Source organism: Pseudomonas marginalis (assembly GCF_008692035.1).
GTDB lineage: Bacteria > Pseudomonadota > Gammaproteobacteria > Pseudomonadales > Pseudomonadaceae > Aquipseudomonas > Aquipseudomonas marginalis.
The window spans coordinates 1,185,585-1,202,007 of sequence record NZ_VTFG01000002.1; the positions used below are offsets into that span (position 1 = coordinate 1,185,585).

Genomic DNA, 16,423 nt, shown 5'->3' on the forward strand with positions numbered 1-16,423 from the left:
CCTTCATGCCCCAGCACCCCACCCTTCTCGCCCGCACCTTGCGCCAACTGCTGCTGGGCGCCAGCCTCAGCCTGACCGTACTGCCTTGCGTGATGGCGGCCGATGCCAAGCCATATCACATCGCGCCCAGCTCGCTGGAAGCAGCCCTGAACCAGTTTGGCCGTGAAGCCGGCGTGTTGATTTCCTTCGGTTCCGAAGTCACGGCGGGCATGCAAAGCCGTGGTTTGTCCGGCAGCTACAGCGCCGCCGAAGGCCTGCAGAAGCTGCTGGAAGGTACTGGCCTGCAAGCCCGTGCCGAAGGCGACAACGCCTACAGCCTGCAACCGGCAACGGCGCCGGCGGCTGTCGAGTTGGCGACCTCCAGCGTGGTCGGCGACTGGCTCGGCGATGCGGCGCAAACCAATGTCTTCGAACACCCCGGCGCCCGTGACGTGATCCGCCGCGAAGCGTTCGAACGCCAGGGCGCCACCCAGGCCAAGGACGTGCTCAACCGCATCCCCGGCGTCAACGCCCCGGACAATAACGGCACCGGCAGCCACGATATGGCGCTGAACTTCGGCATTCGCGGTCTCAACCCGCGCCTGGCCTCGCGCTCAACAGTGCTGATGGACGGTATCCCGGTGCCGTTCGCGCCGTACGGCCAGCCGCAGCTGTCGTTCGCACCGATCAGCATGGGCAACATGGACGCCGTGGACGTGGTGCGTGGCGGCGGCGCAGTGCGCTACGGCCCGCAGAACGTCGGCGGCGTGGTCAACTTCGTGACCCGCGCGATCCCGGATGCACCCACCGTCAAAGGTGGCTTGCAGACCGAGACCAGCCCGTCTTCCAGCCATGACGGCTTCAAGACCACCGGCAACCTGCTGGCCGGCGGCACTGCCGAGAATGGCCTGGGCGGCGCGATTTTGTATTCCGGCACCCGTGGCGGCGACTGGCGCGAAAACAGCAACACGCGCATCGACGACCTGATCCTCAAAGGCAAATACCAGCTCGACGACGCCAACAGCTTCAACGCCATGGCGCAGTACTACGAAGGCCAGGCCGATATGCCTGGGGGCTTGAACGTCGCGGACTACAAGGCCGATCCGTATCAGTCCACCCGCCCCTACGACAAATTCTGGGGCCGCCGTACGATGTTCAACGTCGGCTATCGATACGAGCAGGACCGCCGCGAATTCACCGTCAACAGCTTCTTCACCAAGACCCTGCGCAGCGGCTACCTGGACCAGGGCACGTTCCTGTCGCTGTCCCCGCGTGAGTATTGGGTGCGCGGCGTGGAAACCCGTTTCGCCCAGGGCTTTGACCTCGGCCCGACCAGCCATGAAGTGGGCGTCGGCTACCGCTACATCAACGAAGCCGGCCACGAGTTGCGCTACCGCACGCCGATTTCCGCCAACAACCAGCAAATCCCCAGCACCGACAGCCGCAACGACCGCGACACCCGTGGCGGCACCGAAGCCAATGCGTTCTTCGTCGATGACCGGATTGATATCGGCAAATGGACCATCACCCCGGGCATCCGCTACGAGATGATCGAGTCCCAGCAGAGCAACAACCTGACCAACGTCAAATACAAAGGCGACTACAACACCGCGCTGCCGGCGTTGAACGTGCTCTATCACCTGACCGACGACTGGAACCTGTACGCCAACACCGAAGGTTCATTCGGCAGCGTGCAGTACAGCCAGATGCCCAACCGTGTGACCAGCGGTGAAGTGAAACCGGAAAAAGCCCGCACCTGGGAACTGGGTACCCGCTATGACGACGGCACCTTGCGCGCAGAGATCGGCGCGTTCCTGATCAACTTCGACAACCAGTATGAAAGCAACCAGACCAACGACTCGGTGATCGCCCGCGGCGAAACGCGCCACCAGGGTATTGAAACCAGCGTCAACTACGCCCTCGATGGCTTGAGCCCGGCGCTGGCCGGTTTCGATGTGTACGCTACCTACGCCTACGTCGACGCCACCATCCGCGAAGACGGCCCGAACAAAGGCAACCGCGTGCCCTTCTCGTCCAAGCACAAGGGCACCCTCGGCGTGGGTTACACCGAAGGGCGCTGGAAACTCAATGTGGACAGCAGCTATCAGAGCAGCCAGTTCGCCGACAACGCCAACACCCAGGCAGAAAGTGCTGACGGCGCCAACGGTCGAATCCCCGGCTACATGCTGTTCAGCAGCCGCGCAGCCTATGACTTCGGCCCGCAACTGTCGGATCTGAATGTGGCGGTCGGCGTGAAGAACATCTTCAACACGCAGTACTTCACCCGCTCGTTCGACGACAACAACAAGGGCAAATACGTGGGTGAGCCGCGTACGCTGTACGTGCAGACCTCCATCGCGTTCTAACTGCCCGCCAGGCAACTGGGGGTGGCGGCGACCAGTGCGTCGATTGCACAACGGGTCTTGGCCGGCATATGCACGGCTGTCGGCCAGATCACATGGATCGGCGCGGGTTGCTCGCGATAGCCGGGCAACACCGCGACCAGTTGCCCACGCAGCACATAGTGCGCAATCAACCAACTCGGCAACCAGGCCAGGCCGACGCCCGCGATGGCGGCATCGGCCACGGCCTGGAGGTCGTCCATCATCAACGGCGAGGCCACGGGATTGCGCTGCGAGGTCGTGCTGCGATAGGCGATGCCGCGATGGCCGGCAAGGTCTTCGATGCATTCAATCGGCCCGACGCGCTGCAAGTACGCCGGTGACGCCGCCAGCCCAACGGCCTGTTCGCCCAGGCGACGTGCACTGAGGCGGTCGGTGTCGGGCAGGGGGCCGATCCGCACGGCAACGTCGAAGCCTTCCTTTGCCAGGTCCACCAGCCGATCGGCGAAGCTGATCTCGATCTCCAATTCCGGATAGCGCGCCATCAACCCCCACAATGCCGGGGCCGCGTAGTGATGCCCGAAGGCCAGTGGCAAGCTGGCCCGCAAACGGCCGCGTGGCTGTTGCCGGCCGCTTTCCAGCACCGATTCGGCCGCCTCGAGTTCCGCCAACGCGCGCAGGCAATGCTCGTAGTACGCCTGGCCGTCCTCGGTCAGCCGCTGGCGGCGGGTGGAGCGCTGCAACAGGCACGTGCCCAGGCGTGCTTCCAATCGCGCCAGGCCCTTGCCGACCGCGGAGCGGGTAAGGTTCAACCGTTCGGCGGCCTCGGTCAGGTTGCCGCTTTCGACGATGTGCAGAAACAGCTCAACGCCATCAAAACGCGGTGTCGTCATGGCTCGATTGTCGCCCTTGATTCCCCTATCAGTGGAAAAGTTATCACGAATAACGAAACAGATTCCCCTGAAAATAACGCGACACTTTATCCACAGGAGAATCCCATGCCACCCGCCGCCACGCTAACCACCGCCAGCCCCCCGCGTACCGCCAGGAATGGGCTGGCCCTCACGGGCGTGTGCCTTGTCGCCCTGATGTTCGGCCTGGAGATTTCCAGCGTGCCGGTGATCCTGCCGACGCTCGAGCGAGAGTTGGGCACGGGCTTCCAAGACGCCCAGTGGATCATGAACGCCTACACCCTGGCCTGCACGAGCGTGCTGATGGCGGCGGGCACGTTGGCGGATCGCTTTGGTCGCCGCCGCATGCTGGTGTTGTGCCTGTGGGTGTTTGGCCTGGCTTCACTGGCCTGCGGGCTGGCCGGGGATGCCTCGCTGCTGATCACAGCGCGGTTTGTCCAGGGCATCGGCGCCGGGGCGATGATGATTTGCCAGTTCGCCATCCTGTCGCACCTGTTTCGCGAACCGGCAGCGCGGGCGCGGGCGTTTGCAATATGGGGCGTGATTGCCGGCGTGGGCCTGGGCTTCGGTCCGATGATCGGCGCATTGATCCTGGCGGTGGCGGATTGGCGTTGGGTGTTCCTCGTGCATGTGCCGCTCACCCTGTTCACCCTGGCGCTGCTGCGCATCAGCGTGCAGGAATCCCGCGATCCGGCCGCCCATCGCCTGGACATCGCCGGCATGCTCACCTTGACCCTGTCGGTGTTTGCCCTGGTGTACTTCATCACCCAAGGCAGCGAGCACGGTTTCGGCACACCGGCCATGCTCGGTTGGGCGGCGTTGTCGGGGCTCGGCCTGCTGCTGTTCATCACGGTCGAGCTCCGCAGTGCGCACCCGATGTTCGACTTCTCGGTGTTCCGCATCCCGCGTTTCAACGGTGCGTTGATGGGTTCGATCGGCATGAACTTCAGCTTCTGGCCGTTCATGATCTACCTGCCGTTGTACTTTCAGGCGGGCCTGGGTTACGACACCTTGACCACCGGCGCCGCGCTGCTCGCCTATACCCTGCCGACCTTGCTGGTACCGCCGCTGGCCGAGCGCCTGGCCCTGCGCTATGGCGCCGAACGCATCATCCCCCTCGGCCTGGGCCTGATGGGCGCGGGCTTTCTGGCCATGGCGGCCGTCAACGGCGCCGCGCACCCACGTATCGGGCTGGTGCTGCTCAGTTGCGTGATCGCCGGCGCAGGCCTGGCGCTGACCAACTCGCCCACCACCAATACCACCACCGGCTCGGTATCGGCCGACCGCGCGGGCATGGCCTCCGGCATCGACCTCAGTGCGCGGCTGATCACCCTGGCGCTCAACATTGCCCTGATGGGGCTGGTGCTGTTGCTGGGGATCAGCCATCAGCTGGCCGAGATGCTGCCCGCCACCACGTCAATGGAGTGGCCGGCCATCAGCCAGAACATTGCCGCAGGAAAGTTGGAGTCGATGGGGCTGGCAGCCAACGATGCTAAGGCGGCACTGCGCCATGGCGCCGGTTGGGCGATGCTGTTTGCCGGGTTGGGCGCTGGGGGGCTGGCGCTGTTGAGCCGGTATTTTTTCCGACGCGGCGCCTGAACGAAAACGGGCCTGCAGATGCAGGCCCGTTTGCAGGGGGTGAAAAGAACGTCAGCCGTTGATGACCGCGTTTTCGTTTTCCAGGAATTCCTGTTCCAGCGCGTCTTCATTCACTTTGTTAATGGGCTGGTTTTTCGCGGCAGCGCGGGGCTTGCCTTGCAGTCGACCAAACAGATGTTCCAATGCGTGATCCAGCTTGGTGGCCGCGCTGTCAATCGCTTGTTCCAGGGTATCGCCCTTGGCGGACACCGACAGCGGTTGATGGCCTTTTGGCCGCGCTTCCAGGCGGCAACTTAAATCGTGGGGACCGGGCTTGTCGCCGTTCTCATCCCGCAGGTAGACCTCCACTCGGGTCAGGTCTTCTTCATAACGTTCGAGCGTGCTCTCAATGGTAGTACGTACCCACTCCTCCAGTCGGATGCTGCTTTCAATATGGTTATCGCTATTGACTTGGATTTGCATAGTTCTTCCCTTATTTCAGCTAGCTCGCGAGAGGTCACAAACTGCAACACCGGGGTGGTGAAACCATGACCTCTTGATTACACAATTGAGCAGTCAGAGAAACATTTCAACCCCTTTGCAAAGATAAATCCCACATTACAAATTAACCCTGACGACAAGCAGAAACACTGTTAGGGTGGGGAGTTAGTTACATCTTCTTACGCTCCGCGCCCCTCACAATTGCCCCTCTCCCAGGGGGTGCAAGGCGCGAAAAATCCCTGCTTCCTCCACCAGCCAGTCATGCACCGCGCGCACGCCCGGATGGCTCAGGGCGCCCGGCGCATACAGCAACACATAACGTTTGTGGTTGGGCACCGCGAGGCCGAACGGCACGATCAAGGTGCCACGTTCCAGCTCATCATTGAGCAAGGTGCGTCGCGCAATCGCCACGCCCATGCCGGCGATGGCGGCTTCGATGGTCAGGTGGTTGCGATTGAAGGTGTGGCCACGGCGTACATCGGCGACGTGATAGCCGATGGCATTCAGGTAGAACTCCCACTCCGCATACTCATAACTCCCACGCCAGGCGGTAATGTCGTGCAGCAGCGGGAAATGCGCGAGATCGGCCGGACCGTGCAAGGGCGGTCGACCCCGCAACAGGCTGGGGGCGCAGACCGGGAAAATCTGCTCATCCAGCAGGGCTGTGGATAACAGGCCAGGGTAGCTGCCGTCATTGAGGTCGATGGCCAGGTCAAAGTCGCCTTCGTGCAGGGCGATGCTGCTGTCCTCGGCGACCATGCGCAGTTGGATATCCGGGAAGCGCTGCTGCAAGCGCGGTAGGCGTGGGGTCAGCCACTTGCCGAGAAATGATGGAATCGAGCGCAGGCGAAGCGTGCCGCTGATCATTCCCGCATCCAACCGCTGCAACTCGGCGTCGATGCTGCCGTAGGCTTCCCCCACCGTTGCCGCCAGGCGCTGGCCCTCGGCACTCAGCTCCACCCCCCGTGCCCGTCGATGAAACAGCCGAAACCCGAGGCGCTCCTCCAACTGGCGGATTTGCTGGCTCACCGCCCCCGGCGTGATGTGCAGTTCTTCGGCGCAGCGGGTGAACGACAGATGCCGGGCAGCGCAGGAAAACACGTGCAACCAGACGTAAGTCTGGCCATGGAGAGGGCGAGCCATAGGGTTTAGTCCTGCTAAAGGGTGTCTTAGGATAATTCGTTGGTCAGTGCCGATCCAGAGGCTCAGTATCGCGCCAATTGCGCTCGTCCTACAAAACATGGCAGCGATTCCTACTCCATTGCTTGTAAGGCTTTAGCATGGCTATCAGCGTTTTCGACCTATTCAAAGTGGGCATCGGCCCGTCCAGCTCCCATACCGTCGGCCCCATGCGCGCGGCGGCGACCTTCGCCCAGGCCTTGAACGACCAGCACTTGCTGAGTGAAACGCGCCGGGTCGAAGTGCGCCTGTATGGCTCGCTGTCCGCCACTGGTGTCGGCCACGCCACCGACCGCGCCTGCGTCATGGGCTTGATGGGCGAATGGCCGGATCAGGTCGATCCCACTTCGATCAACACGCGAATCCAACAGCTGCGCGAGTCCGGACAGTTGTTGCTGGCCGGTCAACAGGAAATTGCCTTCAACTGGCAAAGAGACCTCCTGCTGCTGGACGAAAGCCTGCCCTACCACCCCAACGCCATGTCCCTGCACGCCTACGGCGACAACGGCCTGCTCAGCGAGCAGACCTATTATTCGGTGGGTGGCGGTTTCATCATCGAAGCCGCTGAAGCGGCTTCGGGCATCGCGCCGGCCAACGATGTGCAATTGCCCTACGACTTCTCCAGCGCCGTCGAGCTGCTGGCCCTGTGCAACCAGCACGGCCTGCGGGTTTCGGAATTGATGATGGCCAACGAACGCGCCTGGCGCAGCGAAGAACAGATCCGCAGCGGCCTGCTGCATATCTGGTCGGTGATGCGCGAATGTGTGGAACAAGGCTTGCGCGATGAAGGCATCCTGCCCGGTGGCCTGGACGTGCCACGGCGTGCGGCGAAATTGCACCGCAGCCTGTTGGAAATCGGCAAACCCAATGTGATCACCTCGACCTTGTCGGCCATGGAATGGGTCAACCTGTTCGCCCTCGCCGTCAACGAAGAAAATGCCGCAGGCGGGCGCATGGTCACGGCGCCGACCAATGGCGCAGCGGGGATCATCCCGGCGGTACTGCATTACTACATGAAGTTCAATGCCGACGCGTCTGACGACGACGTGGTCAATTTCTTCCTGGCCGCCGCAGCCGTCGGCATTCTGTGTAAGAAAAACGCCTCGATCTCAGGTGCCGAAGTCGGCTGCCAGGGCGAAGTCGGTTCAGCCTGCGCCATGGCCGCCGCCGGCTTGGCCGACATCCTCGGCGCCACCCCCGAGCAACTGGAAAACGCCGCCGAAATCGGCCTGGAACACAACCTCGGCCTGACCTGCGACCCTGTCGGCGGCCTGGTGCAGGTGCCGTGCATCGAGCGCAATGCCATCGCCGCGGTCAAGGCCATCAACGCCACGCAAATGGCCCTGCGCGGTGACGGCAAGCACTTCATTTCCCTCGACCGGGTGATCCGCACCATGCGCGATACCGGCGCCGACATGCACGACAAATACAAAGAAACTTCACGGGGCGGCCTGGCGGTCAGCTGGGTGGAGTGCTGATCGGAGCACTTCGTCCCGCCCCAACGTGAGCCCGCGCAAAAATAATAACGAGGCAATAACGATGACCGATGTACGTACACCTGCGGCTGAAAATCCTGCTTTAGACACTACCGTTACCACTGGCTGGACCCAACACGACACCACGTGGATGCTCGGCCTCTACGGCACCGCCATCGGCGCCGGCACCTTGTTCCTGCCGATCAATGCCGGCGTCGGCGGCTTCTGGCCGTTGATCGTGCTGGCGCTGCTGGCCTTCCCGATGACCTTCTTTGCCCACCGTGGGCTGACGCGCTTTGTGTTGTCAGGCAAATCCGGCGACATCACCGAAGTCGTCGAAGAACACTTCGGCGTCGGTGCGGGCAAGCTGATCACCCTGCTGTATTTTTTTGCGATCTTCCCGATCCTGCTGGTGTACAGCGTGGCACTGACCAACACCCTGGGCAGCTTTATGGAGCACCAACTGCACCTGGCGCCGCCGCCCCGGGCGATCCTGTCGCTGGTACTGATCCTCGGCCTGATGGCCATTGTGCGCTGCGGCCAGGGTGTGATCGTCAAGGCCATGAGCGTGCTGGTCTATCCGTTCGTCGCCGCCTTGCTGTTGCTGGCGCTCAGCCTGATCCCCAACTGGAACGGCGCCTTCTTCGCCTCCGCCAGCGAAGGCATGCCCCTGCCAGTGTTTTTCAACACGCTATGGCTGGCGATCCCGGTGATGGTGTTCTCATTCAACCACTCGCCGATCATCTCCGCCTTCGCCGTCGACCAGAAGCGCGTGTACGGCCCGCTGGCCGAACGCAAAAGCAGCGGCATCCTCGCCACGGCCCACGGCATGATGGTGCTGACGGTGATGTTCTTCTGCTTCAGCTGCGTGCTGGCCCTGTCGCCGGCTGACCTGGCGGCGGCCAAGGCGCAGAACATTTCGATCCTGTCGTACCTGGCCAACCATTTCCAGACGCCGGTGATCGCTTACGCCGCGCCATTGATCGCGCTGGTGGCGATTACCAAGTCCTTCCTCGGCCACTACATCGGCGCCAGCGAAGGCTTCCAGGGGCTGATCGTCAAATCCCTGCGCGGGCGTGACCGTTCGATGTCATCCAAATGGCTGGAACGCTGCACCGCGCTGTTCATGGTGCTGACCTGCTGGGCCGTGGCCACCTTCAACCCGAGTATCCTGGGCATGATCGAAACCCTGGGCGGGCCGATCATCGCCTGCCTGCTGTTCCTGATGCCGATGTACGCCATCCATCGCGTGCCAGCTTTACGCCAGTATTCGGGCCAGGTGTCGAATGTGTTTGTGGTGCTGATCGGGCTGATTGCGCTGTCTGCGATCGTTTTTTCCGTGTTGCCCTGAAACGGATCACCAACCTCAATAACAACATAAAACCCATGTGGGAGGGGGCTTGCTCCCGATAGCGGTGCATCAGCCAAGTATTCATTGACTGATGCACCGCTATCGGGAGCAAGCCCCCTCCCACATAAGGAGCTCATTGTTTGACAGATCGCTGTACGGCACGCCCTTTGCTGTACAGCCCATGAGGTAAACGGAATTTGTACCACCTCAGCGACGGAGTGGCCGGTGGTCAGGCAACGCGAACTAATCACGACACCGGTCGTCAATGACTGCATGTTCTTATCAGGCGGTAACGCACCATGGACAATCCTTTTCAGATCATCACCGACACCTTCACCCCAAAATACCGTGTCAACCTGAGCATCCAACGGCTCGACGGCAGCATCATGCTCACCCTCTCGGACGAGACGGGCGTAGTGGCCAAACGCATGATCAGCGCCGAACAACGCAACGACCCGCAACGGCTCAAACGCCTGGTGCAAAGCATTCAATTCGGCATCGCCATCGAGCAGGGCCACAGCGCCATGGAGATCCTGGCGGTGATGACGGACGGCGACAGCCACAAACTGCTGCAGCGGCCACCGGCCCGCGCCCTGCCCTTCAGCGTCGGGCTTTAAAGCTCACCCTTCTCGGTCTCCAGGCTCGCCTCGCCCTTGCGACGCGGGCCTTCGACCTTCACCGACGGGAACGCCGACGACGCGTAGCGCACCACCAGAATCGCAAACGCCAGCAGCAGAATCCCGCCGCACAGGTAGATGATGCCGAGGTCGGGCGGATTGTGGTGGGACACGTTGGAGATCAACAGGCGCGTCAGCGCGGTGATCGCCACGTAGATCAGGAAGCGCACCGGCATGTGGTTGGTCTTGAAATAAATCCCGACCATCGCGCCCAATTCCAGGTAGATGAACAGCAGCAGGATGTCGTCGATCTTGATGTGCCCGTTCTCCAGCATCCCCAGGAATTCCATCACCGCAGCCCAGGCGGTCACCGCACCGATGGCGAACAACGCCAGGTAATGGAACGACTCGACAAACAGGTTACCCAGGGACTCGGCCAGCCCATGGACTTGATGGCGCAGCTTTTCGGCCCAATTAAATTTCACGATGGTGCTTCCTTAGGTCGGTTCGACCGGATAATGCGGGTTGGACGTGACGGTTGTTCTGCATGCAGAAAAAAGGCCAGAGGCGGGTATAAGATGATGGCGGGGTGACATGAGGCACGCCTGGCCTGTATTTACGGGCTACATTAAAAAACTGCTACCCAAACCCCACGGTTTGGCTTACCCTTTTCGCTGTATATAAATACAGTAGTCGCAAAAGACAACTATCGTGAAGGCATGTGAGGTGGTGAATGGCCGTCGAAGTGGTATACCGCAGCAGCCGAGATCTGGAGCGTTTGTTCATGGATAAAGCCGAAGCTGACCGTCATGACAAGATGCTTGAACTCGCTGAGTTGCTCGCAGAAGTGTTGCAAAAAGCCGTGCCGTCCCTGAGCGAGCAGCAGGTGGAGGAAGCCGGGATCTACATGGCGAAGAATCGCGATGTGTTTGCCAAGGCGTTCAAGAGCCAACCGGATGCATTGTCCGAGTTGCTGAACGCACCGGCGGAATAAGCCCGAATTGAACAGGCCCTGAGTCGATGATTCAGGGCCTTTTTAATGCCTATTTGTAGAGCAGGCGCTCGGCCAGCTCGTCCGCGACCCGTGCGGGTGAGCGTTTTTCGGCCTGGGCGTGGGCGAAGATTTCAGTCAGGCGCGTGCCGATGTTGGACAGGTGCGCGGTGATGGTCGGCAGTTCGGCACCGCTGTGCTTGAGGGCGACGTAGATCAGGCCGCCGGAGTTGATCACGTAGTCCGGGGCGTAGAGGATGCCGCGGCCTTCGAGTTGGTCGGCCACTTGCAGGTTGGTCAGTTGCGCACTGGCGGAACCGGCGACGGCGGCGCAGCGGAGCTGGCCGACGCTCTGGCGGTTGAACACGGCGCCCAGGCCGCAGGGCGCGAGGATGTCGCACGGGGTGCTGAGCAAGGCGTCGTTGGCGATAGGGTGCGCGCCGAGCTGTTCCATGGCCAGCTGCACCTTGCCGTGGTCGATGTCGCTGACCAACAGTTCGGCGCCGGCGGCGTGCAGTTGTTCGGCCAGGGCGAAGCCCACGTTGCCCAGGCCCTGGATAGCTACGCGCAAGCCTTCGAGGTTGTCGCTGCCCAGGCGGGCCATGGCGGTGGTGCGGATACCCGCGAACACGCCCATGGCGGCATGGGGCGAGGGGTCGCCGGCGGCGGTGGTGCTGGTAACGAAGCGAGTGTGCTGGGCGATGCAGTCCATGTCGGCGACCGAGGTACCGCTGTCGGTGGCGGTGATGTAGCGACCGTCGAGTTGCTCGATGCAACGACCAAAGGCTTCAAACAGCGCCGCACGGTTTTCCACATGGGCGGGGCGCAGGATCACCGCCGTCCCGCCCCCCACCGGCAACCCGGCCAGGGCGGCCTTGTAGCTCATGCCTTGGGCCAGGCGCGCGGCGTCCGCCACGGCGCTTTCATCGTCGGGGTAGGCAAGGTAGCGACAACCACCCAGGGCAGGGCCCAGGCGGCTGTTATGGATGGCTATGACCGCCTTCAACCCCGTCACCGGGTCGATGCTCAGGTGCAGCGATTCAAGGCGGGTGCTGTGCATGAGAGCAAACATCGTCGAGCTCCCGAATCACTTCTTGTGTCGCCAAGTATAGGCTTGCGGCAGAAAACTGCCGAAGTGCGCTGGAATAAGCCGTCCGGTTTTGTAGGTCTTGTGACATAAGCGGATAGGATATTTCTTAAGCCACTGGACGAAAATTCCCAGCAAGGCTAAAACGGGGGCATTCGCCGGAGAATGCAATGAATCCCCGTCACGCTTTTTTCGCCTGCCTGGAACGTTCGCCCCCCGCGCTGTTTGAAGCCGCGCTGTGGATCGCCGCCGAGCATGACCCGGCGGTGCAACCGGCGTTGATCATGCAGGACCTGAAATTGCTCGAGCAACAGGTCAGCCTGGGCATGCCCCTGCTGCCAGCGGATGAACTGGGCCAACCCTTGCTGCGAGGTATGAATGACCTCGGCTTCGCCCAGGATGATTTCACCCCGCTGCGCCCCGCCGCCGCCCTGCTGGACAAGGTGTTGCAACGCAAACGCGGGCAACCCCTGGCCATGGGGTTGATTGCCATGGAGCTGGCGCGACGCCTGGGCATTCCCATGGTCGGCGTCAACTTCCCCGGCCACTTCCTGCTGCGGGTGCCCGGTGCCGATCACTTGCTGGACCCTTGCGGCGGGCGACGCCTGTACCCCAACGACTGCCGCGAGCTGCTGCAACGCCAGTATGGTCCCAACCTCAAGTTGCAGGCCGATCACCTGCACACCGCCGAACCCCGTTCGATCCTGCAACGGTTGTCCCGCAACCTGCGCCAGTTGCACCTGGCCAATGACAACCCCCTGGCCGCGCTGATCGACGCCGAACGCGTGCTGGAACTGGGCAATGCCAGCGCTGCCGATTACCTCGCGCGGGCCAGCCTGTATCAACGCCTGGACTGCCCCAACGCCGAGCGCTTCGACCTGGAACACGCGTTGATGCTCAGCGAAGACCCGATCCAACGCCTGCGCCTGACTGAACGCCTGGGGCACCTGCCACCCAACTCCGTGGTGCATTGAACCCACTGCTCTCAAGCGCCTATTTCCCTGTGGCAAGCGGGCTTATGTGGTGATCCTGCTCGATGTAGATGCAACATCTTCAGTGATTGGCCGGCACCTTGAGGATATCGCCATGCAAAGGGCTCTTCGGCGCGTCAGTCGCGGGCGAGCGCACTTGAATGATCAACAACGCCGCGATCACCGCCGGAATCGCGCAGAAGAAGAAAATCTGCTGCACCGGAATATGCATCGCCAGCAGCATGCTGCCCAGCAACGGGCCCAGGATTGAGCCGAAGCGCCCTACACCCAATGCCCAACCCGTACCGGTGGCGCGTACATGCGCCGGATAAAAATTGCTGGCGAAAGCATTAAGGGTCAGTTGCCCGCCGATGATGCAAAACCCGGCGGCAAACACACAGGCCACCAGATAGCGCGGATTGTCGTGGTTCAGCCCCAGCAGCACGGTACACACCGCCGCTGCCGCCAGCACGCCGGACAACAGCCGCACCTTGTGCTTCAATCGATCGGCAAACCAGGCCATGCCGATGGCCCCCAAGGTGCCGGCGAACAGGAACATTGAGGTCACCAGGTTGGCTTCACTCAACGCCAGGCCACTTTCCAGCAGCAGCGACGGCAACCAGCTGATCATGAAATACAGCAGGATCAGGCTGACAAAGAAGGTCGCCCAGATCAGCACGGTCGGGCGTGCATAGCCATGGCGAAACAGCTCCACCACCGTCAACGGGCTGCCCTGCTCGCGGCGGTTTTCGTCCTCGCCCGCCAGCGGCGCACGCCACCCGGGCAACATGCGCGCGGTGACCTTATGCAAGCGTGCATACGGCGGCGCATCGCGCAGCAGGCGCGGCAGGGATTCCGGCAGCAGCCACACCAGGAAAGGGAACAGCAGCAACGGCGTCACGCCGCCGGCAAGAAACACCGCCTGCCAGCCAAAGCCGTCGATAAATCCTGCGGCCACAAACCCACCGGCTGCGCCGCCGAACGAAAAGCCGCACGCCGCCAACGTCACCATCAAGGTGCGCAAGCGTGGCGGGGAATAGTCCGACATCAACGCCATGGCACTGGGCATCGCGCCGCCCATGCCGATACCGCAGATAAAGCGCGCCGCCATCAGCGTGGTCAGCGAGCTGGCGAAGACCATCAACACCGTGAGGCTGGCGTAGATCAGCACGCAGCCCAGCAGGATGCGGCGAACGCCAAAGCGGTCGGCCAGGGGTGTCACCAGCAACGAGCCCAAGGTCAGCCCCAGCAGGTTGGCACTGAACACCGGTCCGAACGCGGCCTTTTCCAGCCCCCAATCCGACGCCAGCGCCGGTACCACATAACCCAGCACCTGGGCATCGTAGCCATCGGTTACCAGCAACAAGGCCAGCAACAGGAGAATCAACCACTGGTAGCGCGACACCGGACGGGCATCGAGTGCCGCGCGAAAGCTGGCAATCTGATTGTGCATCGCAAGGTACCTGTTTTTATTATTGTGCTCACGCTCTGCGCGGGCACGATCACTCAGGAGTGTCGGGTTGATTGGCAGGATGGGCCTGGATAAATGCCGGATGCTGCGCCGCCAACGCCGCCACCCGGCCAATGCGTGGATACGCCCCCAACGGCACCTTGAAGCGCTCCGCCGCATACAATTGGGGAATCAGGAAGGCATCGGCCATCCCCGGCTGCTCGCCGAAGCAATAGCCCTTATCGCCAATCAACTGTTCCACCGCCCCCAGCCCCTGGCTGATCCAATGCCCGATCCACTCCAGCACCTGCGCCTCGTCATGTCCCCACTGACGCAACAGGTTCTGGGTGCTGGAGTTGTGCAATGGGTGAATATCGCAGCCGATGATCGACGCCACTGCGCGCTCATGGGCACGGGTGGCCATGTCCTTGGAAAGCAGCGGCACCTGTGGATAACGTTCGTCCAGGTATTCAATGATCGCCGCGGACTGAATCAGCAGCTCGCCGTCATCGGTGCGCAAGGCCGGCACACGACCTTGGGGGTTGATGGCCAGGTATTCGGGCTGGCGATTGGCGCCACCCGCCGGCACCAGCAGGTTGACGGGCACCGCAGTGAAATCCAGGCCCTTGAGCGCAAGGGCGATGCGAACCCGGTAGGACGCCGTAGAGCGGTAGTAGGTATAGAGTTCCATCGCCCTGCCCTCCTAGCGCGCCGCGACCACGGTGCCACGGCATTCGCCGAAGCCGATGCAGGCGAAGCCTTCACGGTTGCAACGGGCGCGCAGGATGACCTCGTCACCGTCCTCAAGGAACCTGCGCACTTCGCCGGAAGGCAGTTCGATGACCTTCTTGCCGCCTTCGGTCATCTCCAGCAGGCTGCCGAACTGCCCGGCTTCAGGGCCGGACAAGGTGCCCGAACCAAACAGGTCACCGGCCTGCAGTTGGCAGCCGTTGACGCTGTGGTGCGCCACCAATTGCGCGACGGTCCAGTACATATGCAGGCTGTTGCTCAGGGCCACGCGATGGGCCGGCAGGTTCTGTTCGCGCATGGCGGCGGTGGTCAACAGCACCTCAAGCTCGATATCCAAGGCGCCAGCGGCCTGGTCACGCTTATCCAGCAGGTACGGCAGTGGCTGCGGATCGCCTTCGGGCCGCGCCGGCTGGGCTTTGCGGAACGGTTCCAGGGCTTCGGCCGTGACCACCCACGGTGAAATGCTGGTGATAAAGCTCTTCGACAGGAACGGCCCCAGCGGCTGGTATTCCCAGGCCTGGATGTCCCGCGCCGACCAATCATTGAGCAGGCAGAAACCGGCGATATGCTCGGCCGCATCGCCAATGGCAATCGAGTCGCCCATGGCATTGCCCTGGCCGATCCAGATGCCCAGTTCCAGCTCATAGTCCAGGCGTGCGCAGGGGCCGAAGGTTGGTTCGGTCTGGCCAGCCGGCAAGGTCTGGCCTTTGGGGCGACGGACGTCGGCACCCGAGGGGCGAATGGTCGAGGCGCGGCCGTGATAACCGATCGGCACGTACTTGTAGTTCGGCAGCAGCGGGTTATCCGGGCGGAACAGTTTGCCGACGTTTTGCGCGTGCTCGATGCCGACGTAGAAGTCGGTGTAGTCGTTGATCTTCGCCGGCAGGTGCATCTGGCAATCGGCGGCGCGGTGCAGCACCTGCGCTTCACGGGCCTGCAGCCTGCTGCCCTCGGCAAGCAGTTCCAGCAGGCGCTCGCGCAAGGCCACGCGCGGGCCACGGCCCAGCTCGAAAAAGGCGTTCAGCTGGCCGCCCGCAGTCGCGTCAACGGCGCGGCGGGCTTCGCCCTCAAACTCATCCAGGGCGGCGTGCAGGTCGAGGATCGCGTCGCCAATCGCCACGCCACTGCGCGGGGCCGAGCCGTTGATGCTGAACACGCCCAGCGGCAGGTTTTGCAGGGGGAAATCGCGGTGACCATTGGCGGAGGCTACCCAACTGCGGGTAAGGGTTGGCTGCGTCATG

General features: G+C 62.4%; 15 protein-coding genes. 7 read left to right on the top strand and 8 right to left on the bottom strand.

The window, feature by feature from the left end; all coding sequences use genetic code 11:
- Nucleotides 1-5: 5 nt before the first annotated feature.
- A complete protein-coding gene (gene fecA, locus FX984_RS25650; RefSeq protein ID WP_146475990.1) occupies nucleotides 6-2,345 on the top strand; it encodes a TonB-dependent Fe(3+) dicitrate receptor FecA in 2,340 nt (779 codons plus the stop codon).
- Here fecA and FX984_RS25655 read toward each other — a convergent pair.
- On the bottom strand, nucleotides 2,342-3,214 hold the full coding sequence (locus tag FX984_RS25655) for a LysR family transcriptional regulator (protein WP_146475992.1): 873 nt from the start codon (nucleotides 3,212-3,214) through the stop codon (nucleotides 2,342-2,344). The two genes, fecA and FX984_RS25655, sit on opposite strands and share 4 nt — an antisense overlap.
- Nucleotides 3,215-3,319: 105 nt before the next feature.
- Here FX984_RS25655 and FX984_RS25660 point away from each other — a divergent pair, with 105 nt between their 5' ends.
- Complete coding sequence (locus FX984_RS25660; RefSeq protein WP_146475994.1) at nucleotides 3,320-4,831, top strand: MFS transporter; 1,512 nt, start codon at nucleotides 3,320-3,322, stop codon at nucleotides 4,829-4,831.
- A gap of 51 nt (nucleotides 4,832-4,882) precedes the next feature.
- Here the strand turns inward: FX984_RS25660 and FX984_RS25665 are convergent, their stop codons facing one another.
- Both FX984_RS25665 and FX984_RS25670 read right to left on the bottom strand, forming a co-directional pair.
- Nucleotides 4,883-5,293 (bottom strand): HPF/RaiA family ribosome-associated protein, encoded by a 411-nt coding sequence (locus tag FX984_RS25665; protein ID WP_027604683.1) that lies wholly within the window; start codon nucleotides 5,291-5,293, stop codon nucleotides 4,883-4,885.
- A 213-nt stretch (nucleotides 5,294-5,506) separates the two neighbouring features.
- Nucleotides 5,507-6,454 (bottom strand): LysR substrate-binding domain-containing protein, encoded by a 948-nt coding sequence (locus tag FX984_RS25670; RefSeq protein WP_146475996.1) that lies wholly within the window; start codon nucleotides 6,452-6,454, stop codon nucleotides 5,507-5,509.
- 137 nt (nucleotides 6,455-6,591) lie between these two features.
- Between FX984_RS25670 and FX984_RS25675 the strand changes: the two genes are divergently transcribed.
- The 3 genes from FX984_RS25675 (at nucleotide 6,592) to FX984_RS25685 (ending at nucleotide 9,933) form a co-directional block, all read left to right on the top strand.
- A complete protein-coding gene (locus FX984_RS25675; RefSeq protein ID WP_146475998.1) occupies nucleotides 6,592-7,968 on the top strand; it encodes an L-serine ammonia-lyase in 1,377 nt (458 codons plus the stop codon).
- A gap of 61 nt (nucleotides 7,969-8,029) precedes the next feature.
- Nucleotides 8,030-9,316: a serine/threonine transporter gene (locus FX984_RS25680; RefSeq protein ID WP_027604686.1), complete on the top strand. Its 1,287-nt coding sequence runs from the start codon at nucleotides 8,030-8,032 to the stop codon at nucleotides 9,314-9,316.
- 299 nt (nucleotides 9,317-9,615) lie between these two features.
- The gene (locus tag FX984_RS25685; protein WP_027604687.1) at nucleotides 9,616-9,933 is read left to right on the top strand and encodes a DUF3509 domain-containing protein; all 318 of its coding nucleotides are present in this window, start codon (nucleotides 9,616-9,618) and stop codon (nucleotides 9,931-9,933) included.
- On the opposite strand, the gene FX984_RS25690 is transcribed toward FX984_RS25685, so the two are convergent.
- Entirely contained in the window at nucleotides 9,930-10,418 is a 489-nt protein-coding gene (locus tag FX984_RS25690; protein WP_027604688.1) for a phosphate-starvation-inducible protein PsiE, read from the bottom strand. The two genes, FX984_RS25685 and FX984_RS25690, sit on opposite strands and share 4 nt — an antisense overlap.
- Nucleotides 10,419-10,666: 248 nt before the next feature.
- On the opposite strand from FX984_RS25690, the gene FX984_RS25695 reads away from it, so the two are divergent.
- Complete coding sequence (locus FX984_RS25695) at nucleotides 10,667-10,927, top strand: YebG family protein (RefSeq protein ID WP_012722374.1); 261 nt, start codon at nucleotides 10,667-10,669, stop codon at nucleotides 10,925-10,927.
- Nucleotides 10,928-10,976: 49 nt separating this feature from the next.
- On the opposite strand, the gene FX984_RS25700 is transcribed toward FX984_RS25695, so the two are convergent.
- Nucleotides 10,977-11,996 (bottom strand): Leu/Phe/Val dehydrogenase, encoded by a 1,020-nt coding sequence (locus FX984_RS25700; protein ID WP_027604689.1) that lies wholly within the window; start codon nucleotides 11,994-11,996, stop codon nucleotides 10,977-10,979.
- Between the two features lie 185 nt (nucleotides 11,997-12,181).
- On the opposite strand from FX984_RS25700, the gene FX984_RS25705 reads away from it, so the two are divergent.
- Nucleotides 12,182-12,985 (top strand): SirB1 family protein, encoded by an 804-nt coding sequence (locus FX984_RS25705; protein ID WP_027604690.1) that lies wholly within the window; start codon nucleotides 12,182-12,184, stop codon nucleotides 12,983-12,985.
- Between the two features lie 79 nt (nucleotides 12,986-13,064).
- Here FX984_RS25705 and FX984_RS25710 read toward each other — a convergent pair whose 3' ends face one another.
- From FX984_RS25710 to fahA, 3 genes are read right to left on the bottom strand one after another with little or no spacing between them, the layout of a single operon-like run.
- Nucleotides 13,065-14,435 carry an MFS transporter gene (locus FX984_RS25710; protein ID WP_027604691.1) on the bottom strand — a complete coding sequence of 457 codons (1,371 nt, stop codon included), beginning with the start codon at nucleotides 14,433-14,435 and terminating at the stop codon, nucleotides 13,065-13,067.
- Nucleotides 14,436-14,484: 49 nt separating this feature from the next.
- Complete coding sequence (gene maiA, locus FX984_RS25715) at nucleotides 14,485-15,123, bottom strand: maleylacetoacetate isomerase (RefSeq protein WP_027604692.1); 639 nt, start codon at nucleotides 15,121-15,123, stop codon at nucleotides 14,485-14,487.
- A gap of 12 nt (nucleotides 15,124-15,135) precedes the next feature.
- Nucleotides 15,136-16,422: a fumarylacetoacetase gene (gene fahA / locus FX984_RS25720; RefSeq protein ID WP_146476000.1), complete on the bottom strand. Its 1,287-nt coding sequence runs from the start codon at nucleotides 16,420-16,422 to the stop codon at nucleotides 15,136-15,138.
- Between the last annotated feature and the right edge of the window lies 1 nt (nucleotide 16,423).